The 22,693-nt window shown below is 41.4% G+C and carries 20 protein-coding genes; 10 read left to right on the forward strand and 10 right to left on the reverse strand.

Features of this window, described 5'->3' with window-relative positions; genetic code table 11:
- Positions 1-87 precede the first annotated feature (87 nt).
- The 3 genes from DQW11_RS19620 to DQW11_RS19630 all read left to right on the forward strand — a co-directional run bounded on the left by DQW11_RS19620 (position 88) and on the right by DQW11_RS19630 (position 3,739).
- Positions 88-1,455: a cystathionine beta-synthase gene (locus DQW11_RS19620; RefSeq protein ID WP_113925827.1), complete on the forward strand. Its 1,368-nt coding sequence runs from the start codon at positions 88-90 to the stop codon at positions 1,453-1,455.
- 144 nt (positions 1,456-1,599) lie between these two features.
- A complete protein-coding gene (locus tag DQW11_RS19625; RefSeq protein WP_113925828.1) occupies positions 1,600-2,229 on the forward strand; it encodes a hypothetical protein in 630 nt (209 codons plus the stop codon).
- Positions 2,230-2,659: 430 nt separating this feature from the next.
- Positions 2,660-3,739, forward strand: coding sequence for an alkane 1-monooxygenase (locus DQW11_RS19630; protein ID WP_113925829.1), 1,080 nt, complete (start codon positions 2,660-2,662; stop codon positions 3,737-3,739).
- Positions 3,740-3,747: 8 nt separating this feature from the next.
- On the opposite strand, the gene DQW11_RS19635 is transcribed toward DQW11_RS19630, so the two are convergent.
- From DQW11_RS19635 to DQW11_RS19645, 3 genes are read right to left on the reverse strand one after another with little or no spacing between them, the layout of a single operon-like run.
- Positions 3,748-4,794: a vWA domain-containing protein gene (locus tag DQW11_RS19635; RefSeq protein ID WP_113925830.1), complete on the reverse strand. Its 1,047-nt coding sequence runs from the start codon at positions 4,792-4,794 to the stop codon at positions 3,748-3,750.
- On the reverse strand, positions 4,781-5,680 hold the full coding sequence (locus tag DQW11_RS19640; protein WP_113925831.1) for a hypothetical protein: 900 nt from the start codon (positions 5,678-5,680) through the stop codon (positions 4,781-4,783). The genes DQW11_RS19635 and DQW11_RS19640 overlap by 14 nt, the downstream gene beginning before the upstream one ends.
- Positions 5,673-6,551, reverse strand: coding sequence for a DUF58 domain-containing protein (locus DQW11_RS19645; RefSeq protein ID WP_113925832.1), 879 nt, complete (start codon positions 6,549-6,551; stop codon positions 5,673-5,675). Before DQW11_RS19645 ends, DQW11_RS19640 begins: the two co-directional genes overlap by 8 nt.
- A 124-nt stretch (positions 6,552-6,675) precedes the next feature.
- Between DQW11_RS19645 and DQW11_RS19650 the strand changes: the two genes are divergently transcribed.
- Both DQW11_RS19650 and DQW11_RS19655 read left to right on the forward strand, forming a co-directional pair.
- Positions 6,676-7,026, forward strand: a complete 351-nt coding sequence (locus DQW11_RS19650) for a DUF4296 domain-containing protein (protein WP_232826804.1) — start codon at positions 6,676-6,678, stop codon at positions 7,024-7,026.
- A complete protein-coding gene (locus DQW11_RS19655; protein WP_113925833.1) occupies positions 7,023-9,410 on the forward strand; it encodes an endonuclease MutS2 in 2,388 nt (795 codons plus the stop codon). The genes DQW11_RS19650 and DQW11_RS19655 overlap by 4 nt, the downstream gene beginning before the upstream one ends.
- A 57-nt stretch (positions 9,411-9,467) precedes the next feature.
- Here the strand turns inward: DQW11_RS19655 and DQW11_RS19660 are convergent, their stop codons facing one another.
- The 6 genes from DQW11_RS19660 to DQW11_RS19685 are packed head-to-tail and all read right to left on the reverse strand — an operon-like array spanning position 9,468 to position 15,120.
- Positions 9,468-9,956 (reverse strand): hypothetical protein, encoded by a 489-nt coding sequence (locus tag DQW11_RS19660; RefSeq protein WP_232826805.1) that lies wholly within the window; start codon positions 9,954-9,956, stop codon positions 9,468-9,470.
- 49 nt (positions 9,957-10,005) lie between these two features.
- Positions 10,006-10,638, reverse strand: a complete 633-nt coding sequence (locus tag DQW11_RS19665) for an ABC transporter ATP-binding protein (RefSeq protein ID WP_113925834.1) — start codon at positions 10,636-10,638, stop codon at positions 10,006-10,008.
- Positions 10,639-10,644: 6 nt separating this feature from the next.
- A complete protein-coding gene (gene lpxA / locus DQW11_RS19670; RefSeq protein WP_113925984.1) occupies positions 10,645-11,424 on the reverse strand; it encodes an acyl-ACP--UDP-N-acetylglucosamine O-acyltransferase in 780 nt (259 codons plus the stop codon).
- Positions 11,421-12,815, reverse strand: coding sequence for a bifunctional UDP-3-O-[3-hydroxymyristoyl] N-acetylglucosamine deacetylase/3-hydroxyacyl-ACP dehydratase (locus DQW11_RS19675; RefSeq protein WP_113925835.1), 1,395 nt, complete (start codon positions 12,813-12,815; stop codon positions 11,421-11,423). Before DQW11_RS19675 ends, lpxA begins: the two co-directional genes overlap by 4 nt.
- Before the next feature lie 39 nt (positions 12,816-12,854).
- Complete coding sequence (lpxD, locus tag DQW11_RS19680; RefSeq protein ID WP_113925836.1) at positions 12,855-13,877, reverse strand: UDP-3-O-(3-hydroxymyristoyl)glucosamine N-acyltransferase; 1,023 nt, start codon at positions 13,875-13,877, stop codon at positions 12,855-12,857.
- Between the two features lie 16 nt (positions 13,878-13,893).
- Positions 13,894-15,120 (reverse strand): HD domain-containing protein, encoded by a 1,227-nt coding sequence (locus tag DQW11_RS19685; RefSeq protein WP_113925985.1) that lies wholly within the window; start codon positions 15,118-15,120, stop codon positions 13,894-13,896.
- Between the two features lie 63 nt (positions 15,121-15,183).
- Here DQW11_RS19685 and porX point away from each other — a divergent pair, with 63 nt between their 5' ends.
- From porX to DQW11_RS19700, 3 genes are read left to right on the forward strand one after another with little or no spacing between them, the layout of a single operon-like run.
- Positions 15,184-16,743, forward strand: a complete 1,560-nt coding sequence (gene porX, locus DQW11_RS19690; protein WP_113925837.1) for a T9SS response regulator signal transducer PorX — start codon at positions 15,184-15,186, stop codon at positions 16,741-16,743.
- A gap of 6 nt (positions 16,744-16,749) precedes the next feature.
- Entirely contained in the window at positions 16,750-17,193 is a 444-nt protein-coding gene (tsaE, locus tag DQW11_RS19695; RefSeq protein WP_113925838.1) for a tRNA (adenosine(37)-N6)-threonylcarbamoyltransferase complex ATPase subunit type 1 TsaE, read from the forward strand.
- Positions 17,174-18,388 (forward strand): alanine dehydrogenase, encoded by a 1,215-nt coding sequence (locus DQW11_RS19700; protein WP_113925839.1) that lies wholly within the window; start codon positions 17,174-17,176, stop codon positions 18,386-18,388. The genes tsaE and DQW11_RS19700 overlap by 20 nt, the downstream gene beginning before the upstream one ends.
- A 2-nt stretch (positions 18,389-18,390) precedes the next feature.
- On the opposite strand, the gene DQW11_RS19705 is transcribed toward DQW11_RS19700, so the two are convergent.
- On the reverse strand, positions 18,391-18,855 hold the full coding sequence (locus tag DQW11_RS19705) for a response regulator (RefSeq protein WP_113925840.1): 465 nt from the start codon (positions 18,853-18,855) through the stop codon (positions 18,391-18,393).
- 592 nt (positions 18,856-19,447) lie between these two features.
- Here DQW11_RS19705 and DQW11_RS19715 point away from each other — a divergent pair.
- Both DQW11_RS19715 and DQW11_RS19720 read left to right on the forward strand, forming a co-directional pair.
- Positions 19,448-21,562: a sensor histidine kinase gene (locus tag DQW11_RS19715; protein WP_232826806.1), complete on the forward strand. Its 2,115-nt coding sequence runs from the start codon at positions 19,448-19,450 to the stop codon at positions 21,560-21,562.
- Entirely contained in the window at positions 21,555-22,646 is a 1,092-nt protein-coding gene (locus DQW11_RS19720; protein WP_113925842.1) for a hybrid sensor histidine kinase/response regulator, read from the forward strand. The genes DQW11_RS19715 and DQW11_RS19720 overlap by 8 nt, the downstream gene beginning before the upstream one ends.
- The last annotated feature ends 47 nt before the right edge of the window (positions 22,647-22,693 follow it).

Genomic DNA, 22,693 nt, shown 5'->3' on the forward strand with positions numbered 1-22,693 from the left:
CCTTTCGAAATAAAATTTGGATACCTCAATTAGAAATGCCTGAGGTTTAAAAATATTCGTAAATTCGGGCTTTATAACCCAAATTTTATGATTTATAATTCCATTATTGAAACCATTGGAAATACACCAATGGTAAGGTTGAACAGGCTGAACAAAGGCATCAAGGGAGAGATTCTCGTCAAAGTTGAATATTTCAATCCGGGAAACTCGATGAAAGACAGGATGGCCATCAAGATGGTCGAAGATGCGGAAGAAGCCGGATTTTTGAAACCGGGAGGGACAATCATAGAAGGAACAAGTGGGAATACCGGAATGGGTTTGGCTTTGGCCGCCATTGCCAAAGGGTACAGGTGCATTTTTACAATGGCTGACAAGCAGTCCAAAGAGAAAATCGATATCCTCAAAGCAGTTGGTGCAGAAGTGATCGTATGTCCGACGAATGTGACTCCGGATGACCCAAGGTCCTATTATTCTGTGGCCAAAAAACTGAATCAGGATATTCCCAACTCTTTTTATCCTAACCAATACGATAACTTATCCAATTCGTTAGCTCATTACGAGACCACAGGTCCCGAAATCTGGCGCGATACAGAAGGAAAAATTACCCATTATGCTGCCGGGGTGGGAACGGGAGGATCTATGTGTGGTACGGCAAAATACCTGAAAGAACAAAATCCTGACATCATCACCGTGGGAATTGATACCTATGGTTCGGTATTCAAAAAATATAAAGAAACAGGAATCTTCGACGAAAATGAAATTTACCCTTACCTGACTGAAGGGATTGGTGAGGATATTTTGCCAAAAAATGTTGATTTTTCACTGATTGATCACTTTATCAAAGTGACTGATAAAGATGCGGCCGTCATGACAAGAAGACTGTCACGGGAAGAAGGACTTTTTGTTGGATGGTCTTGTGGGTCTGCGGTCCATGGCGCTTTGGAATATGCCAAAGAAAACCTGAAAGAGGGAGACCGCATGGTAATCATCCTTCCTGACCATGGGACGAGGTATCTCGGCAAAATCTACAATGACGATTGGATGAGAAACCACGGCTTTCTTGAAAACAAAACTTTTGGAACAGCCCGAGATATCATCAGTGCCAGAAATGGCAGTTACCAATTGGTAGTTTCCCACAAAAATGACAAAGTCAAAGATGCCATCCACCTGATGAACGGAAAAAGCGTTTCCCAGATCCCTGTTTTGGAAGATGGTCACGTGGTCGGTTGCCTTACAGACAGTAAACTTTTGACCAAAATTATTGAGAATCCGGAATTGAAAGACGCAACGGTCGCCGATGTGATGGAAGCATCTATGAAATTTGTGGCTTTGGACAGCACCTTGGATGTGTTGAGTTCGATGTTGGATAAAGAGAAGGCAGTTTTGGTAAGAGATGATAACCATCAGATCCATATTGTCACCAAACATGATATCTTGGAAGCAATGACAAAATAATGGTTAATTGGCTATTGGGTTATTTGTATCGGTTTCATGATGATAAATGGATTTAAATAATTGAATAATCCTTTCATACCGAGCTTCGAATTTTTCTCAAATCTCAAATCTCATGTCTCACGTCTCATATCTCTTTTCTTATAAATGAGTAAAAAAAAATTAGAACAACTTAGGGTTACAGGCTACGATTTCGATTTCAATGACATATTTCAAAGGGCTTGGAAAATGTTTCTCAAGCAGCCGGTTTTGAGCGTGGCATATACCATGCTCATCATTTCTTTGCAGTTGATGGCAGTTGTGTACCTGGATAAATTTGCCTTTGTTTTTGCACTGTTTTTGGCACCTCCGCTCTATTCGGGATTCTATTTAGCGGCCAATAGGATCAGTTTGGGATTACCGGTAATCTATCCGGATTTCTTCAAGGGCTTCAGTTTTTATATGCCGATTTTTTCTATATGGCTTATTGGACAAATTTTGGTGGCTCTGGGATTGTTTGCATTTTTGATTCCGGGAATTTACCTCGCAGTAGGATATAGCTTTGCGGTTTTGATGGCTTTGTTTGGCGGTTTTGATTTTTGGACAGCATTGGAAGAAAGCAGAAAATTGATCACTGTGAGGTGGTGGAAATTTTTTGTTTTCACATTGATCTTAATCATTATCAATTTGTTGGGTATTCTCACGCTAGGGTTGGGGTTATTGGTCACCATCCCGATTACTTTCTATGCTACCTACATTCTGTTTGAGGATTTGACAAAAGATATCTTTTCTGAATAGAAAAATATGGTTATCCGCTTCTTTGCCAAATACCAAATATTCTATTACAATTGGGACGGATCCCGATAGCTATCGGGACGAAGTCGGAAGACCCTCGCCTGTCGTCGGGCAGGGATGTTCCGGGCAATTCCAATCTCCCAATAAGATTTATATAGAATTACAATTCAAGTTGAATCATCGCGAACAATACATGTAAAGGTGATTCTTGGCAATAGTAAATAAGAATGGTTGATGCTGTTCTGTGGGTATCCACTTTCTGGCCATTAGCTATATAAAACTCGGATTGAAGTTTCATCGCGGTGGCTATGGACTATTGTCTATGGACTTATTGACTATGCCTGATTTTGGTTGCCCCTTTTCTGTCTAGTGGCAAAGTAGCGGATAATTCTATGCTGTTTTTTTTTCAATTCCCATTTCCTAACTTCAAGCTATGAAGCACCTTAAAAAAATCGGGTTTTACGCAGCCTTTATCCTGCCTGTCTTGTTGATTGGAGGTTTTTATTTGGGTGGGTGGAATTTGCTTCTGATCCATGCATTTGTTTTTATTTTGGTGCCTTTTCTGGATTTTCTCATCAGAACCGACAGGACCAATATTCCCGAAAATGAAATCTCCGATGTTTCCAAAGAAAGGTTCTATCGCTTGGTGACATTCATTTGGGTATATGTTCAGCTTGGGGTTTTGGTTTGGGGTTTTTATGCTGTGGCAAATAATCCTTTGTCTTTTGCTGAGTGGTTGGCTTTTTCCACCGGTTTGGCCTTAGTAACCGGAGGAATAGGAATTACTGTAGCGCATGAGTTGGGCCACAAAGCCGAAGCCTTGGAGCAGTTTTATGCCAAGGTTTTATTGATGACTGTCTGCTACATGCACTTTATCATTGAACACAACAGGGGACATCATGTTCGGGTAGCAACTCCGGAAGACCCTGCTACGAGCAGGTTTGGGGAGACTTTTTATAGCTTTTGGTGGAGGTCTGTCAAAGATGGGTATTTGAGTGCCCTTGAATTGGAAAAGGAAAGACTTCACAAAAAGGGACTTCCGGTATGGTCAAGCCAAAATCAGATGATCCGGTTCACCCTGCTTCCATTGGCATTTGTGGGGGTTTTTACTATTGGGTTTTCATTCATGCAAGACAGGTTTGTGTGGGAAGTTCCGGTTTTGTTTTTTGCACAAAGTTTCTTTGGATTCAGTTTATTGGAATTGGTAAATTACATCGAGCATTATGGGATGGCGAGAAAGCAATTGCCAAACGGCAGGTATGAAAAAGTAACTCCTTTGCACTCTTGGAATGCGAGTCATTTGGTCTCTAATTTTTTATTGTTCCAGCTACAGCGGCATTCTGACCATCATGCCTTTGCGTACAAGCGCTATCAGGTTTTGAATCATTATGACGAAAGTCCCCAATTGCCACAGGGATATTCGGCCATGATTATTTTGGCTTTGTTTCCACCTTTATGGTTCAAGGTGATGGACAGGAGATTGGAAGATTGGAAGGAGAAGGTGGGTGTTTGAGTTTTTTATTAATCCAGCAAAAAATTATTGAAGAAAGTACTCTTCAGTCCAAGCCAAGCTAGGAACAACAGGATTCCCCAAAAGAGATATACCCTGTAGTAATCCGTAGTTTCTTTGTACCTTGATTCGAGAATTTCTGCCTTTTCCATGGTATTGATCTGGTCAAAAATCTGCTCCAAGGCATTGTCATCTGAAGCCCTGAAAAACTCCCCGTTGCCGATTCCGGCGATTTCCCGAAGGGTAGATTCATCCAGGTAGCTCTCCACCATCTGCGGTCTGCCAAAGAAGTCCACGCCATAGGGAACCATGCCGTCTTTGCCTACCGCAATGGTGTAAATTTTGATATCCATTGCCGCAGCCAATTGCGCAGCAAAAAGTGGATCTACGTTTCCGGCATTGCTCTCGCCGTCACTCAGAAGGATCATGACCTTACTTTTGGACTCGGATTCCCGCATCCTGTTGGTCCCGGCAGCCAAAGCTGACCCGATGGCAGTACCTTTGGCGTCCATCATATTGAAGGATATGTCCTTGACCAAGTCAGTCAGCAAGGCATAATCCGTAGTCAAGGGTGCAAGAGAATAGGCCTCTCCCGAAAATATCACCATCCCGATCCTGTCTCCAAAACGTCCGTTGATAAAGTCAATCGCCGTTTCTTTGGCGGCTTCAAGTCTGTTGGGTTTGAAATCCTGCAGGTCCATGGATTCTGAAATATCCATCACGATCATGATGTCAATCCCCTCTGTGGACTGCTCGACACGCTCGTTGCTTTTCTGAGGACGTGCCAAGGCAATGACAATCATCCAAACAGCAAGGATAAACATCAGCCCGGGAATCAACCGAAGGTAAGTCCATGGATTGTTTTGCGAAACTGTACCCGGCAATGAAAGCTCGAGAACGGGATTTTTGAGAAATTTCACAAACTTTCTCAAAACCAAAATCAATGGAGCGATCCAAATGAGGTGCAGCGCCCATAGATTTTCCCATTCAAAAGTCTTGAAGGTCTCAGGCAAAAACCAGAACCAAGAAAAAAAGTCAGCGATATTATTTGGATTCATCTTGTTCGGTTATCTTTTTCTTGAAAGAATCTGTGCAGATATCTTTCAGGTTGTTGCAGGTTTCGGTGATGTCTTTTCCTTCTTTGCCGGCATAGATTACCATTTCGATGGCTCTAAAATCCTTGATGATTTCCTTGTTGTCGAGGAATTCTGAAATCTCCGTCGTGGTCCACTCTCTGAACGGCTCGTTGTTGAGGTGTTCCATGTAGGTCTTCCAAAGACCAAGGAGTTCATCTGCTTGTGCCATATCCGGAGTGGCTGCAAACGCGGTTTCTGCGGCATTCCACCTTTTGACAAAGCGCTTGTACTTTTGCTTTTCCCGCCAATTATCCCATTTTCTTTTGATTTTTTTACCGAAAATAACCAATACGATTATTGCCAATACTGCAATGACTCCCAAAATCAGGAGCAATACCAGCATGTTGAATTCTGTAGGAATGGGTTGGTAGACGTTGTTGTCCTTGAACGCCAGCTCTTCGGGAAGCGGGTCAATGGTCAGTTTCAATGACAAGCCTGCTTCCAACGGCATATGAACCAAACTGTCAAATCTGAATACTTCATATACCGGAAGAGCGAGTTTGGCAACAGGATCAAGAGAAAAATTGCTTACATAGTAAACCACCGAATCAACAGTGACATCCTCCTGCGTGGAGGAAATGAAGGATTTTTTCTCCAAGAGGACAAATGGAGAGTAATTATGTGTAGAGTCCGGGAAAACAATATTTACTCCCGGTTTTGATTTTGCCTTGAGGACATACCCGACCCTTTCGCCAAGCATGGCCGAATCCTGCATAAAATAGCCTTCCACCTCAAGGTCCTGTGAATGGGCCTGCTGAGGTATCAGAAAGTAGCTGATGATGCAAAGGAAGAATAATACTTTACCCACGTTTCATTGTCCGGTTACGGTTTTTGAATAATTCTATCAAAGGAATCACGATGTCGTCCTTGGTGCTGATTCCCAGATAATTGATCTGGTTTTTCTTGCAGATTGTTTTGAGATGCTCCCTTTCGGAAGTAAATGTATCTGCAATTTTTTTAGAAAAGCTTCCAAAAGCAGTATTTACCCAAGTCGTCCGGCCTTCCTCTTTGTCATATACTGGAATGATACCAAGTGTTGGCAGTGCTGATTCCCGCGGATCTGTCACCTGGACGGCTACGAGATCATGTCTTTGCGCCAAAGCCTTGAATGGTCTCTCATATCCCTCATCGATGAAATCCGAAATCACGATCACAATGCTTCTTTTCTTGATCAGGTTCAGCGCAAAGTTGAACATTTCTGTCAGGTTGGTTTTTTGGGAAATGTTTTTGTGCCCAAAGATTCCCTGTATGATTTTCACTCCTTGCTTCGGACCTTTTCCCGGCAGGATGATTTTTTCTTTTTGGTCCGAATAAGAAATCAATCCGACCTGGCTTCCTTCAAATACGGCGGCCAAAGTCAGAACGCCGGCAATCTCTTTTCCGATATCTATTTTCTTTTTTCCTTCCTGCCCGATATCCTGCGATCCGCTGATGTCAATGAGGAAATAAACCGATTGGTCTTTGTCTTCCCTAAAGGTTTTGACAAAGGTACCATGGCCTTTAGCGGATACTTTCCACTCTATCGTCCTGAAATCATCTCCGTATTGGTAGGGTCTCAGGTCATCAAATTCCAATCCCGCGCCTTTGAAGATGGATTGATAGTCACCTTGAAGCTGGTTGTTGACCACCTTCCGGATCATAATCTCGTACCTTCTGAGTTTTTTGAGCAGTTCGTTCATGGCTGATTTTTCAAAGGCCTAAATTAAGGTTGATAATTGAATTAAAAAACGATATGTGATCATCGGACGTAAGGTAAACCAATCAATTTTCTTGTTCATTGTCGGAATTGATTATTTTTGGTCTGTGAAAAATAAAATCTTTCTTTTGTTGATGCTTTTTGTGGGAATTGCCTGCAGCAAGCAAGAAATCCCCGAAGGCATCCTGTCCGAAGATAAAATGGTGGAAGTGCTCATTGATATCCATCTGGCCGAGGGAATGGTTTCATCATTTCCGATTCATTATGATTCTTCAAGGTTATTATACCCCTATTTTGAAAATGAGGTTTTTTTAAAACATGATATCGCTGATACTGTTTTCAAAAAGAGCTTGGAATACTACATGCTGGACATAAAGACGATGGACAGGATTTATGCAAGGACGATCGATTCCCTTCATGTAGTTGAAAAAGCAAGAACCCCAAATCCCAACCCATGATTTACCCTAAAAATCTCGAAGAGAAAATCAATTTTACCAAAATCCGGGAATTGTTAAAAGAAGCATGCACCGGACCCCTTGGGATGGATTTTGTGGATAAAATGGGGTATTCGAAAGACCCCAACCTGGTCGGAAAACTTCTAGATCAAACAGCCGAGTTTAAGGCAATCATCGAATCAGGGGAATTATTTCCTTCCTCTAATTTCACCAATATCTATCCCTACCTCGAGAAAGCTAAAATCGAAGGTAGCTTCCTTTACGAAGAAGAGTTTCACGAAATGAGGCTCTCCCTTTTTACCTTGAGCCGTTGTCTTGAATTTTTCAGAGATCATGAAGAAACCTATCCCAACCTCTTTAATTTGCTTGGATTGGTGGCATTGGACAATACGATCCTCAAAGCCATAGAGCGGATAATCGATGAAAAAGGAAAAATTCGTAACAACGCCTCACAAGAACTTTCCCTGATCCGGTCGCAGATTTTGTATGAAGAAAACCGGTTGAGAAAGGTTTTGGACAGGATTTTTAGGGATGCAAAAGCCAAAGGACTGACTCCCGAAGATGCTTCTGTCACAATCCGTGGCGGCAGGATGGTGATTCCGGTTTTGGCTGAAAGCAAAAGAAAAATCAAGGGGTTTATCCATGATGAATCAGCTACCGGGCAGACAGTCTATCTCGAGCCCGCGGAGGTTTTGGATATCAATAATGAGTTGAAGGATTTGGAGTACATGGAAAAAAGGGAAATCCAAAAGATCCTGACCAAGCTCACCGATACGGTGAGGCCAAGTATTCCTGAACTCAGGCGAGCATATCATTTCCTGGGCATGGTGGATTTCATCCGGGCCAAAGCCAGATTTGCGATCAAAACCCACTCCTCCAGGCCTATTCTAAAAAAAGAAAGACAATTGGAATGGAGCAATGCAAGACACCCCTTGCTGGAGTTTGCATTGAAGCAGCAGCACAAAAAAATCGTTCCGCTCAACATCACATTGGACCACAACAGGAGGTTGTTGGTGATTTCCGGACCAAATGCAGGGGGCAAATCGGTCACTTTGAAAACCGTAGCAATGGTCCAATACATGCTGCAATGCGGATTGTTGGTTCCTATGGACGGACATTCCACTTGCTCGCTATTCGATAATTTTTTCATCGATATCGGCGATGAGCAGAATATTGAGAATGACCTCAGTACCTATAGCTCGCACTTGATGAGCATGAAGTTTTTCACTGAGTTTGCCGACAAGAAGACCATTCTATTTATTGATGAATTCGGAACAGGTACCGAACCGCAATTCGGTGGTGCCATTGCGGAAGGGATTCTGTTGGCTCTGAATAAAACAGGAGCATATGGAGTCTTGACCACGCACTACGGTAACCTGAAGCAAGTCGCCTCCAAAAACCAAGGTTTGGTAAACGGGGCGATGCGCTATGATGTAGAGAAACTTGAACCTTTGTATCAATTGGATTTGGGTAAGCCGGGAAGTTCTTTCGCCTTGGAGATTGCTTCTAAAATCGGCATTTCGAAGGAAATCATCGACTATGCCAAAATGCATATCGGAGAAGACCGTGTCAAATATGACAAGATGCTTACCAAGCTGGAAAATCAACTTGCCAACTACGAGCAGCTAGTCAATGAAAACAAGAAGAAAGAAAGGGTTCTGGATCTGAAAGTCAAAGAATACACAGAACTCAAAGACAATATCGATCAGAATAAGAAGAAATTCATTCAAGAAGCAAAGGCCGAAGCCAAAACGCTTTTGGATGAGGTCAATAAAAAGATTGAAAACACCATTTCTGATATCAAAAAAAGCAAGGGTGACAAAGAAATCACCAAGCAGCTAAGGACAGAAATCGAGGACCTGAAAGTCAAAATCAAGCCTGAAAAAAAGGCGGTATTCATTCCCGAAGTCAAGGATGTGGAGGGAGATATTCAGGTAGGTGATTATGTGAGATTGATAGACAATGGCGCTATTGCGCAGGTTTTGGCTTTGAAGAAAAAGGAAGCAGAAATCAGCATCGGTGATCTGAAGTCCAATGTCAAGATTAACCGACTTCAAAAGATTTCACTCTCAGAGGCCAAAAAGGAAAAGAAAACCTTTGCCAAAAGAACGGGATTTGATACCAACGCCAAAATGCTTGAATTTTCCCCCAATCTTGATATCCGTGGCTTGAGAGGCGAAGAAATTCTCCCGTTGGTTCAGGCTTTTGTGGATGATGGCTATATGCTTGGGCTCAAAGACTTAAGGATAGTTCACGGCAAGGGAAATGGGATTTTGAAGGAGATTACCCGCAATCTTTTGAGAAATATGAATCAGGTGGCCAAACTTGAGGACGAACATGCCGATAGAGGCGGGGCGGGAGTGACCTTAATTACGTTAAAGGCATAAAAAAAGGGCATTCCAAATATTTTTGGAATGCCCTTTTGAATTTCAGGAGAATATTTTTTATGCTTTCTTCTTAAGCGTAAATACATAGTTTCCCAATACAGCAGCTGTTCCCAATTGACGGGCTCCCGGTGCTACGATACTGAATCTTAACACCAAGTTGTCCCCTGTTCTTGTCCATGAAATCTCAGTATTGGCAGCCGGCTTCGATCCTGTAAACAAAAGCTTGTCAAGTCCACCAGTTACAAAAGACCAATTTCCATTTGCGTCGAAAAGGTCATTGTTGTTAATTGTCACATAAGTTTTACTGGATGAATTGGCAGCAAGGGTCAACTCAAAGGTCTGATAGATATTGGTTTCTGACCTGCCATCTCTAATTACAGATCCCCCACCTGCAATTGTCCAAATCTGTGAGGATCCGCTTGTGAGTTCTTCAATTGCCAATTCTTCAGGGGTTTTGCTTGGCGGTGTTGGGGCGTCTTCCCCGCAGGAAAACATTCCAAAGGCCACTAATCCTACTAGTAGGAAGTTTAATAATTTTTGTTGCATAATACGTAGGTGAGTAAATTTTTGTAAAATTAATAAATCAGTCTAATAATCAAAGGTTTTGTTTATTCTTAAAATCCTCCATCTTGATCACATGGTGGCAAAAAGTGTATTCTTTTGGGTCATTAGAGCATATAAAAAGTGTTTTGTTCTTCGAAAATTCTTTTACTAACTGCAGATACCAAACTATTCCCTGCTCATCAAGGTTGGAGGTAGGTTCATCCAAAAAGACCAATTTACTGGCAGAAAAAAAACACAGACCCAGCTTTAATCTTTGCTTCATTCCTGAAGAAAACTGGGATATGGGTTTGTTTTCATGCGCCTTGAGATACATGATATCCATCATTGCGTCGAGAGAGATATTGTCAGCGGGTCTTTTGAACTTGAAATGGAACTGAAGTAACTCCCGTAAAGTAAACTCTTCGGGAAGTTCCATATAAGGCGCGCTGATGACGAGGGACTTAAAAATCTCATTGCCCTCTATTTCTTTTCCTTCTGAAAAATAGGAAATAGATCCATGGGTGACCGGGTTTATTCCCGAAAGGCATTTCAATAAAGTGGATTTTCCCGAACCGTTACTACCTGTAATTGCCCAATGGGAAAGGGCCGGAATATGAAGAGTGATGTTTTTAAAAATCCATTCATACTGGTATCTTTTGGATACCTGGTCCAGCTTCAGTTCCATTGTAAATCAACTGATGTACCCTTTCATCACCCCTCTTTCTGAGGACCTGATAAAGTTGATGATTTCATCCCGTTCTTTGGTGGCAGGAAGGTTGATTTCAATTTCCTCAAGTGCCCTGCTGTTGTTCAGAGAATTTAAGAATAAGTAGCGGTATACTTCTTGGATATGGCTGATGGTTTCGCTGGAATAGCCTCTTCTTCTCAATCCCAGGCTGTTGACGCCGGCATAACTGAGAGGTTCGCGGGCAGCTTTGGTAAATGGAGGAACATCCTTGCGTACGAGTGATCCTCCCGAAATCATGGAGTGCATGCCGACTTTAACAAATTGGTGGATGGCGCTGCTGCCTCCTACGATGGCCCAATCATCTATCGATACATGTCCTGCAACCTGTACTGCATTGGCTATGATCACGTTATTCCCTACAATGCAATCATGGGCAATATGTACATAAGCCATCAATAAGCAGTTGCTTCCCACTTTGGTGGTTCTTTTATCAATAGTACCCCTACTGATAGTCACACATTCTCTGATGGTTGTATTTTCCCCGATTTCAACGGTTGAATCCTCTCCCTGGAACTTAAGGTCCTGAGGAATAGCGGCGATCACAGCACCTGGAAAAATTTTGCAGTTTTTGCCGATTTTAGCACCTGAATAAATGGTAACATTCGATCCGATCCACGTTCCTTCACCGATTTCCACATTTTCGTGAATCATGGTAAAAGGGTCGATTTGCACGTCCTTTCCAAGGATGGCTTTTTCGTGTATATATGATAGAGGACTGATCATGATTCTTTTCGGACTATACTTGCTGTCATTATTGCTTCGCAAACAAGGGTGTTACCCACAAAAGCTTCTCCTTTCATTTTTGCAATTCCTCTCCTGATCGGAGCAAGCAACTCGCATTTGAAGACCAATGTGTCTCCCGGGAGTACCATTTTTCGGAACTTGCAGCTTTCAATTCCTAAAAAATAGGTCCAGTATTTTTCGGGATCATCTACGGTGCTCAACACCAAAATCCCTCCTGTCTGGGCCATTGCTTCCACTTGAAGAACACCCGGCATAACAGGATTGTTTGGAAAATGACCCATAAAGAACGGCTCATTTATGGTCACATTCTTTACCCCTGCTACCACAGTATCATCAAGGTAAATTATTTTATCCAATAGCTGAAAGGGATATCGGTGAGGCAGAATATTGCTGATCTGATTGATATCCATGACAGGGGGAAGCTTCGGGTCATAATGAGGGATATGGACCGAACCCGCTTTTTCCATTGCTCTTTTTATTTTTTTAGCAAATGCGACGTTTGCGGCATGCCCAGGTCTGGCAGCCAAAATCTGTGCTTTCAATGGTCTGCCCACCAAAGCCAAATCTCCCACCACGTCCAACAACTTATGCCTTGCAGGTTCATTCTTGTAGCGCAATTCTACATTATTGAGAATTCCTTCCTTACGTACTTCAACCTTTTTCTTGTTGAACATCTTAGCAAGATGCTCCAATTCTTTTTCTTCCACCACCCTATCAACGACCACGATGGCATTGTTCAAGTCTCCGCCTTTGATAAGGTTTTGGTTGTAAAGCATTTCCAATTCATGTAAAAAACAAAAAGTCCTGCAAGAAGCAATTTCGGTTTTGAATTGACTGATGTTGGTGATTGATGCATGTTGACTTCCCAAAACTGGAGAGTTGTAATCCACCATTACCGTGACACGGTAATCATCCAGAGGCAAAGCGGCCATTTCCACTTCCCTTGATGGTTCTCTGTAGGTGATACTTTCAGGGACTTCAAAAAATCTGCGGAGGGCATTTTGCTCTTCAAGGCCTACATCCTCCAATACTTCAATAAACTGGATCGAAGATCCATCCATGATAGGAGGCTCAGGGCCATCCAATTGGATCATTACATTATCGATTTCCAATCCGACAAGTGATGCCAGAACATGTTCGACTGTAAATACCCTGGCGCCATTTTGCTCCAAGGTCGTGCCCCTTGAAATATCCACGACATTGTCAACGTCTGCATCCACAATCGGCATTCCGGGCAGGTCAATTCTTTGGAATTTGAATCCATGATTCGGCGGGGCCGGTAAAAAAGTCATGTTTGATATTACCCCTGTATGGAGACCTACTCCCGAGACGGTAACTTGTTTTTTTATGGTATGCTGTTTGACTCTCATCCGATCCTATTAATCTCCTTCATTTTACGAAGCGTAAATTTATGGTTTTTTTTCGAGTTCTTTGATTCTGTCGTTTAGTTCAGGCAGTTTTTTAAAAAGACTGTAAGATTTTAAGAAATCTTTGATATCGTATCCCACATAACCAAAAAGAGTCTGTCCTGACTTTGTTATATTTTTGGAAACACCCGTATTAGCGCCCACAGTCGTGTTATCAGCGATTTTTATATGCCCTACTATCCCGGCTTTTCCTGCAATCACACAGTTTTTCCCTATTTCGGTAGAGCCGGAAATACCCGTTTGGGCTGCAATTACCGTGTTTTCACCAATGATAACATTATGAGCGATTTGGACAAGGTTGTCAATTTTTGCTCCTTTTTTAATCAAAGTAGAACCCATCGTGGCGCAATCAACTGTGGTATTGGTACCGATGCTGACATTGTCCTCGATGACCACATTTCCCAATTGGGGGATTTTTTTATAGCTGCCATCCGGCAAAGGTGCAAATCCGAAACCGTCACCTCCGATCACAGCACCTGGATGGATTTCACAATTATCACCGATCTTCGTATTGTCATAGATTTTGACCCCGGCATGGATGATGGTATTGTTTCCGATTTTTACATTATTGCCTATGTAAGCTTGTGGATAGATTTTGACAGAATTGCCGATGATGCAGTTTTTTCCCACATAGGAAAATGCCCCTCTGTAATAATTTTCACCCGTTGTGCTTGACTCGTCAAAAAATGAAGGTTCCTCTTTGCCTGATTTGGAGGATTGTAGCATCATGGCATAGGCTTCAAGAAGCAACGTAAATCCTTCGTAGGCATTTTTTACCCTGATGAGATTGGTGCTCAACGGCTTTTGGGGTTCAAAATTCTCCGAAACGATGACCGCTGTGGCTTTTGTGTCATAGATGAAAGATTCGTATTTTTCATTTGACAAGAAGCTTATGCCTCCCGGCAAACCATCTTGAATCTTATCCAGGCGGCTAACCTTCAAGGTGCTGTCGCCTTCTACTTTTCCGCCAATTAATTGAGCAATTTGAGCTAGAGAAAATTCCATAAATTGGGTTTAGAGCTTACAAAGTTAAATTTTTGGCGTGACAGATGTAGTGTTTTTTCACAATTTTACTCATTGCCTTTATATTGGGGAGGTCTGCCGCTATGGCTACATCAATGATGTTTCCTTTTTTGGTCAAAATGAAAATCTGCTCCGTATTCAGATAGGCATGATTGCTCAAGACCCCATGGTTAAAGAAATAGGAAAGGTCATGTTCGGGTATTTGGAGCTTTTGGAGAAGCTTCATTTTTTCCTCCTCAATTTCAGAATTTGAAAATTCATCATTTCTAAGATTTATTTTAAAGAGATTTCTTTCCAAAAACATTCGTGATAAGTTTTTGAGAATGTAATCCTCATGATTTTTCCAAAGCTTGATGCCCCCCCAAATGTCAAAATCATCCAAGGCAAGAAAGTTTTTTAAGGAGTCTTCTTTGGTTTCAAAGTCATTCAAGGTAAAATTCCCCTTTAGGAAATAAGATAGCTCATCAGTGGTGACCAGGTTTTGTCCGTTTTGCATGAGGTATTTTGCTCGGTTGATGAGGCTGATCATCATTTTTTCTGCACTCACGGTGGTCTTGTGGAGGTATACCTGCCAATACATCAGCCTGCGGGCACTCAGGAAATTTTCAATACTGTAAATTCCCTTTTCTTCGATTACCAACCGGTCATCTTTAATGTCCATCATTTTGATAATCCGGTCAGCACCGATGGCGCCTTCTGACACACCTGTAAAAAAACAATCCCTTTGAAGGTAATCAAGCCTGTCTATGTCAAGCTGACTCGATACCAATTGGTTGAAAAACTTCCTTTCATATTCTCCTTTAAATATTTTTATGGCCAAGTCCAGCCTGTTGTTCAATTCTTTATTGAGCAATTGGATGACAAGGAGGGAAAGGGCTTCATGGGGGATGTTTTGAAGTATGCTGAATTCCAAAGCATGGGAAAACGGGCCGTGGCCAATATCGTGTAATAAAATAGCAATCAGTCCTGCTTCGTATTCTTCCTCACTTATTTCGATACCTTTATGTCTGAGGTTGTCCAAAGTAATGCTCATCAGGTGCATGGCGCCGATAGCATGGTGAAATCTCGTGTGGAGTGCACCCGGGTAGACATAATCTGTCAAACCTAGTTGCTTGATACGACGTAACCTCTGGAAGTAGGGGTGGTCAATAATGCTAAAAATCAATTCACTGGGTATGGTAATAAATCCATAAACAGGATCATTCAGAATTTTATGACGTTTCAATGTCGCAGACATTTGATAGGTCTCAAAAGTAATTATAAATTTAAAAGAAGTAAACCAAATTTTATGCAAAGGTTCAAAATCCTATGGGCTGACGACGAGATCGATCTTCTTAAGCCACATATTTTATTTTTACAGCAGAGAGGCTATGAAATATCTACCGTCAACAGCGGTGTAGATGCCATTGAAATGGTGGAGAAGTATAATTACGATGTGATTTTTTTGGATGAAATGATGCCAGGAATGACCGGATTGGAAACTTTGCAACAAATCAAAATGCTCAAACCTCAGGTTCCGGTCGTCATGATTACCAAAAGTGAAGAGGAACATATCATGGATGATGCCATTGGAGGAAAAATCGCAGATTACCTCATCAAGCCTATCAACCCAAACCAAATTCTCCTTTCGGTAAAAAAGATATTGCAAAACAAGCAGCTGATCACTGAAAAAACGAATCTTTCCTATAGGCAGGATTTTATGAATATCAGCACGGCCTGCGGTGAGGCCTCTACCCATCAGGAATGGACAGATATTTACAAAAGACTGACTTATTGGGAAATGGAGATTGACGGGACCGAAACCAAAGGAATGCAGGATGTCCTTGATACCCAAAAAACCGAGGCCAATGCCGCTTTTGCCAAATTTATCAAAAACAATTATATCGACTGGATCAATGATCCCAAATCCGATAAGCCTATCTTATCCCACCGTTTGATGGCAGAAAAAGTATTCCCTTATATCAAACCGGGAAAGCCGCTCTTTTTTGTGGTGATTGACAACCTGAGACTTGACCAATGGGAAGTGATCAAGCCGCTCATTTCCGAATACTTCAACACCTTGGAGGAAAGTACTTATTTCAGTATACTCCCTACTACTACGGCATTTGCGAGAAATGCACTATTCAGCGGATTGATGCCTTCTGATATGGCGAGATTTCATCCCGAACTGTGGGAAGGAGAAGATACCGACGAAGGAAAAAATAACCATGAGGAAGATTTTTTGTCTGAAAATCTCCACCGAAACAAGTTGAATATCAAGTTCAGCTATAATAAGATCCTTCAGGTTTATCAAGGCAAAGCAGCGTTGGACCATTTTCACCAACTATTGAACAACGACCTGAATGTCCTCGTCTACAATTTTGTGGACATGATGTCTCATGCCCGTACAGATATCAAAATGGTCAGAGAACTTGCGCCGGATGAATCCGCCTACAGGTCATTGACCAAAAGCTGGTTTGAACACTCCACTTTATTCGACCTTTTCAAAAAAATCCACGCTGCCAAGGCAGAAGTCATCATCTCCACCGACCACGGTACAAAGAGAGTCAGCAGGCCCTATAAAATCATCGGAGACAAAAACGTAACCACCAACCTCCGATACAAGCAGGGCAAAAACCTTAACTTTGAAAGCGGCAAAGTATTTGAAATCTCCCGGCCTGAAGACGCCAAACTTCCGAGGTTCAATGTTTCCACCGGTTATGTTTTTACAGTAGAAGATTATTTCTTTGCGTACCCAAACAATTACAATTATTACGTAAATTACTACAAAGATACTTTCCAACACGGGGGAGTATCCCTAGAAGAAATGATTGTTCCAATTGTCCGACTCGAACCAAAGAATATTTAATTAAATTTGGAAAAGTATTATTGTCCCAGTATTAGAGAGATTCATGCCGCAGCGCAAAAGATCATAGACTTTGGCAAGTTTGACAAAATTTGGATTTTCAAAGGGGATCTTGGCGCAGGAAAAACCACACTCATTAGGGAAATTGCAGGAATATTGGGAGTGAAGGACAGGGTGAATAGCCCTACTTTTTCGCTTGTCAATGAATATCAAAACGCTAAGGGAGAGGTTTTTTACCACTTTGATTTTTATAGAATCGAAGATCCGGAGGAAGTTTTGGAAATTGGGCTGGACGAATATTTGGAAAGTGGCAGGCATTGTTGGATAGAATGGGCTGAAAAAATCGCAGGATACATTCCTGATGATTTTATCCATGTCCTGATCGAGGTGGATGAAAAGGAAGGAAGAAATATCACCTTAAAAAGGGTTATTAATGGGCAAACAAATGGTTGAAATTAGGGAAGAGGTTGGGATTTATCCCAAAGAAGCAGTTTTAAAAGTGAAGAATTCACAGAATTCATTGTTGATTGGATTGCCCTTGGAGACGGCTGCCCAAGAAAAAAGAGTTGTTCTGACACCTGATGCGGTAGCACTTCTTGTCAATAACGGACAGCGGGTCTTGGTGGAAACAAACGCTGGCAAGGAATCAAAATTTACCGACAAAGAATATTCAGATGCCGGTGCAAAGGTAGTCTACACTGCCAAGGAGGCTTTTGATGCAGAAGTTATCATTAAAGTCGAGCCACCCACAGAGGAAGAAATAAATTCCATGCGCTCAGGTTCCTGTCTGATTTCTGCCCTTCAACTTGGAAAGCAGAATGCAGACTTTATCCACGCACTGAATAAAAAAAGGATCACAGCCGTTTCTTACGAAAATCTGGAGGATAAAGTAGGGGGGATGCCTGTGGTGAGGGCTATGAGTGAAATAGCAGGAAGTACAGTCATGCTGATAGCTGCCGAATACTTAAGTAGCGTCAACAACGGGAAAGGATTGATAATGGGAGGCGTCACGGGAGTTCCTCCTACCCAGGTGGTCATCGTCGGTGCAGGAACTGTGGCAGAATATGCCGCTAGGACAGCATTGGGATTGGGTGCCAGCATCAAAGTTTTTGACAATCATATTTATAAACTACGGAGGATCAAGCACCTGCTCGGTCAACAGGTATTCACCTCAACGATAGATAATTATACCCTGGGAAATGCCATCAAGGAAGCTGATGTGGTCATAGGTGCACTCCGTGCCGAAAAAGGCCGAAACAAAATAGTAGTAAGTGAGGAAATGGTCGCGGCGATGATGGAAGGAAGCGTCATCATTGATGTGTCTATAGATCAGGGTGGCTGCATTGAAACCTCCGAAATGACTTCGCACGATGTCCCTACATTTGTCAAACATGGCGTTATCCATTATTGCGTACCCAATATCGCATCGAGGGTTTCAAGGACAGCTTCCTGTGCATTGAGCAACATTTTCACGCCCATATTACTCCACATGGCTGACCTGGGAGGGGCAGAGGAAATGATTTTTAATTATAAATGGTTTATGAAAGGGGTGTATACTTATAGGGGAAGCCTGACAAACGCCTATCTGGCGAGGAAATTTTCCATGACACACAAAGAGCTTTTGCTGCTCCTTGCAGCCCGGTATTGATACTATTTTTGGTGGAGCATCAACTCAAGGTTTTTGTTGGTCTCAACAAGGTCTTCCATGAGTTTTCTGTTTTCTTTTCTTAGAGAAAACAGTTCAAAAGCATTTTTGATGACTGTCCTCATATAATCTTCCTCCCACGGTTTGGTCAGGTAGTGGTAGACCTGGCTTTTATTGATGGCATCAATTACGGCCTGGATATCAGTATAACCCGTCAGTAGGATTCTTATCGGATCAGGATGATCCGGAATGATGGAAGCCAAAAAATCAACACCGGTTTCATCAGGCATCCTTTGGTCAGTGATGATGATATCCACCTCATTAGAATTCAAAATCTCCCTGCCTTCCTCGGCAGAAAGTGCAAGGTGGATTTTATAATCTCTTCTAAATGTAGCTTTGAATGCCTGAAGGTTATTTTCTTCATCATCTACATATAGTATCCTGATTTTTTCTCTGGGTGATTCGGACATTTGATTTTACTAGTAGTGATACTTTAGGTACAAGTTTAAGTATATATTCAACTTAATGATAATTTTACTTAAAAAAATTTTTCCTTGAGGAAGGAATTGGCTAAATCTCAGTATAAAATTCCTTTTTTATAATTTTTTTTACATTTCTATTATGATTATTGGATCAATAACATAACTTTATCGCTGGTATCCACCCTTACTGCCTCTACATGAGATTGGCTTCATCGCTTGATTTATTCTACCGCATTGAAATTTTGTTTAGGGGGTTGAATTTCCCATCCTTTTGGTTTTTCTACCAAAAGATGTACCAAAAAATTTGTTTGAGACAGTGGTTTGATTTGATTCATTCCATGAATGATTGCGGTTCTTTATTCGGGTTGTCTTTCCATTCAAATAAAATTGTTTTGATGGCTGTTCAGATTGTGAAGTCATTTTCAAATACTTCTGTATCTACAAATTCTGTTTGTTTTGCTGGGGAATATGATCCGAATTGGACACACCCTGATTTTCATTTCACAAACCTTAGGTTACAATTTGTAAAAAATAATTATTTTGGAGCTGATCCGCTTTTACCCACTCCAATCTTAATTTTATGTTAGTTTATTTTCTCAATATTTTTCTTTTTTTGTCTACTCCGGTGCTCCAATTGGATAGTGAGTCCCCCATGCAGGATGTTTTCAATTATGAGTTCCTATTGGAGACAGGAAATGACCTTAATATCCAAGACGTGATTTCCGACGCCAACTTCAAGCCGATATTTTCCAAAAATCCCAACTTCGGTCTTGGTGAACAGGCGGTTTGGGTAAGGTTTAAAGTGGAATCCAAGGGAGACCCGAGTGTAAAAAAATACCTTGTCATCAATAACCCAAATTTGGATGAGGTGTATTTTTATTTGGTAAGGGACGGTAAAGTGAGGCTAAGCCAAGAAAGCGGAAGAACACATGATTTGTATGACCGGTTAGTCCCTTCCCGGAAAATTATATTTGACCTTGCAACCACCACGGGAGGTACAGATGAGGTATTTCTCAAAATAAAAAGCTCCGATAAAAGGATAATTTCTGCAAGTATTGGGGCTATGGAAGCCATTAATTACCAGCTAAATTTTGAAAACATCCTTTTTGGAATTTTTACCGGGGTTTTCTTCGGGCTATTTTTTTACAACCTGTTTCTTTATTTTTCACTTAATGACAAGACCTATCTGATTTATGTCGCCTACATCCTTTTGGTTTGGTTAGGCCAGTCTTCCATATTGGGATTTACCCAGGAATTGATATGGCCCAACTGGATTTGGATGAATCTAAGGTCAAACGTCCTCTTTTCTGTTTTGGGAAGTATGGTCGCACTTTGGTTTGTACAGTCTTTTCTCAGAACAAAAGTTTATCTTCCAAAATTGAATACCGGAATTCAGGTAATCTATGTTGTCTATATCATCATCCTGACCGGAACTGTTTTTGGGTTTTTGACGGCGATGTATGCTGTTTTTTTGGTGACGCAGGCTATCGTAATACCCTATGTGTTTATGATGTCTGTTTTCATTCTTCAGAAAGGGTTTAAACCTGCGAGGTATTTCCTGATTGCCTGGTCAGTGTTTATGGCAGGCATTTTAATATTTGTTTTGACCCAAATGGGATTGATGCCCTTTTCTCCAACATACTTCTACATGATGCCTTTTGGTGCTACTTTAGGAGTTATCCTTTTGTCATTTGCTTTGGCAGATAGAATCAATGACCAAAAAAGAGAGAACGAAAAAGAGCAGAATGAAAAACTCAAATTGCTGGAGGAGCACGAAAGCCGGATAATTGAACAAAATGAATTTTTGGAAGAAAAGGTGAAACAAAGGACTGAAGAGCTTGAACTTACGCTTCACAATCTCCAAAATACGCAGACACAATTGGTCAACCAAGAAAAAATGGCTTCATTGGGACAATTGACTGCGGGGATAGCCCACGAAATCAATAATCCGATCAACTTTGTAAGTTCTAACATTTCCCCACTCAAAAGAGATATCCATGATTTGTTGGAAATAGTCAACGCCTACCGCGAAAAAGGAAAGCTGGAGTTTACCGATTCTTCCAAAAAAGCTTTGCAACAGGTAGAAGATGACATTGAATTCGATTATATTCTCAAAGAAATAGACCAACTTTTGAGGGGTATGGAAGAAGGGGCAAAGAGAACGGTTGAAATTGTCAAAGGCTTACGGTTGTTTTCTAGGGTAGATGAGCAGGATGTCAAGAGGGTCGATATCCATGATGGGATCAACAGTACGTTGATCTTGCTCAACAGCTCCATGTCAGGCAAAATACAGATGTATCGGGAGTTTGGAAATATCCCCATTATTGAATGCCTGCCGGGCAAACTCAACCAGGTATTTATGAATATCATTACCAATGCTATCCATGCTTTGGTAGAAAATCTGGATAAAATTACAGATCCGAAAATTACGATACGAACAATCCATGTCGGAGAAAAAATAAGAATAGAAATAGAGGATAACGGGTATGGAATGCCGCCCCATGTCAAACAGCGGATATTTGAACCCTTTTTTACAACCAAAGCAGTAGGGAAAGGTACAGGTTTGGGTCTTTCAATTGTCTATACCATCATCGAAAACCATAAGGGAACACTCGAAGTTCGTACGGCACAAGGCAAAGGAACCAATTTTATCATTACCCTTCCAATATATCAAAATACCCAGCAGCATGACTGACAAGATTAAAGTACTCTATATCGATGATGAAGACAATAACCTGAACTCCTTCAAGGCGAGTTTGAGGAGGGACTTTAAAGTCATTACTGCCATTGATGCATTTGAAGGACTGAAAATAGCAGAAACAGAAGAACTTCATGTGGTGATTGCCGACCAAAGAATGCCCGGATTGGACGGGGTGGAGTTTTTTGAAAAACTGATGAAAATCAACCCCGAACCAGTCAGGATTTTACTCACAGGCTATTCGGACATTGCCGATGTCATAGATGCGATCAACAGGGGTCAGGTATACCGGTTTATAGACAAACCTTGGAATATCGAGCAGATAAAAAATGCCATCACTACTGCAGGGGATATCTATTTTGCCAGAAAAGAACTCAAGGATAAGAATGAAAGACTTCAGAAAATCCATTCTGAGATGAATCAGTTTGTCTATTCGCTTTCACATGAATTGAGAGGTCCTCTGATGAGCATATCGGGTGTGTCCAAACTCGCCAAAATGGAGGCTAAAGACCCCTCGGTTTTGGAATATTTTGAGTTGATAGATACCGCCACTGACAAATTGGATGATTTTATCTATAAAATGCTAGACTTCTATCGGTCTACAAAAATCGAAAACAAAGTCATCGAAATTGATTTTAAGGAAGTCGTTTCGCAGCAGCTTGAAATCTACAAACAGAAGTGGAATCTGGAAGGGATTGACATCAGGATTGACGTCAGCCAAAACACTGCCTTTAACTCTGATGATTCCAAAATCCGGGTAATTTTAAATAACCTATTCCATAATGCAGTAGTCTTCCAAAAAGAAGATTTCCCTGATAAATCAATAAAAGTGACTATCAGTGTGTCAGAAAATATTGCAACGATAATTGTCGAAGACAACGGGGTTGGAATTGAAGATAAGCTGATTAATGAGGTGTTTAATTTGTTCCAAAGAGCAACGCAAAAAAATGTTGGTTCAGGCCTTGGCCTATACATGGTCAAGGAATCTGTAATCCAAATGGGAGGCAAGATACAGTTGGATTCTACTGTCGATGTGGGGACAAAAGTTAAAGTATTGTTGCCGAGCCTTATTCCCGGTTGAGCTTAGCAAACAGGAACGCTTGATTTTTTCCTTCCAATGGTTCCTTT

It is taken from the genome of Cognataquiflexum aquatile, assembly GCF_003316845.1.
Lineage (GTDB): Bacteria > Bacteroidota > Bacteroidia > Cytophagales > Cyclobacteriaceae > Cognataquiflexum > Cognataquiflexum aquatile.

Bases quoted from the DNA above. Each gene is read 5' to 3' on its own strand.
- DQW11_RS19620 (WP_113925827.1), top strand. From the start codon at position 88: ATGATTTATAATTCCATTATTGAAACCATTGGAAATACACCAATGGTA.
- DQW11_RS19625 (WP_113925828.1), top strand. From the start codon at position 1,600: ATGAGTAAAAAAAAATTAGAACAACTTAGGGTTACAGGCTACGATTTC.
- DQW11_RS19630 (WP_113925829.1), top strand. From the start codon at position 2,660: ATGAAGCACCTTAAAAAAATCGGGTTTTACGCAGCCTTTATCCTGCCT.
- DQW11_RS19635 (WP_113925830.1), bottom strand. From the start codon at position 4,794: ATGAATCCAAATAATATCGCTGACTTTTTTTCTTGGTTCTGGTTTTTG.
- DQW11_RS19645 (WP_113925832.1), bottom strand. From the start codon at position 6,551: ATGAACGAACTGCTCAAAAAACTCAGAAGGTACGAGATTATGATCCGG.
- DQW11_RS19655 (WP_113925833.1), top strand. From the start codon at position 7,023: ATGATTTACCCTAAAAATCTCGAAGAGAAAATCAATTTTACCAAAATC.
- DQW11_RS19660 (WP_232826805.1), bottom strand. From the start codon at position 9,956: ATGCAACAAAAATTATTAAACTTCCTACTAGTAGGATTAGTGGCCTTT.
- DQW11_RS19665 (WP_113925834.1), bottom strand. From the start codon at position 10,638: ATGGAACTGAAGCTGGACCAGGTATCCAAAAGATACCAGTATGAATGG.
- lpxA (WP_113925984.1), bottom strand. From the start codon at position 11,424: ATGATCAGTCCTCTATCATATATACACGAAAAAGCCATCCTTGGAAAG.
- DQW11_RS19675 (WP_113925835.1), bottom strand. From the start codon at position 12,815: ATGAGAGTCAAACAGCATACCATAAAAAAACAAGTTACCGTCTCGGGA.
- lpxD (WP_113925836.1), bottom strand. From the start codon at position 13,877: ATGGAATTTTCTCTAGCTCAAATTGCTCAATTAATTGGCGGAAAAGTA.
- porX (WP_113925837.1), top strand. From the start codon at position 15,184: ATGCAAAGGTTCAAAATCCTATGGGCTGACGACGAGATCGATCTTCTT.
- DQW11_RS19700 (WP_113925839.1), top strand. From the start codon at position 17,174: ATGGGCAAACAAATGGTTGAAATTAGGGAAGAGGTTGGGATTTATCCC.
- DQW11_RS19705 (WP_113925840.1), bottom strand. From the start codon at position 18,855: ATGTCCGAATCACCCAGAGAAAAAATCAGGATACTATATGTAGATGAT.
- DQW11_RS19715 (WP_232826806.1), top strand. From the start codon at position 19,448: ATGTTAGTTTATTTTCTCAATATTTTTCTTTTTTTGTCTACTCCGGTG.
- DQW11_RS19720 (WP_113925842.1), top strand. From the start codon at position 21,555: ATGACTGACAAGATTAAAGTACTCTATATCGATGATGAAGACAATAAC.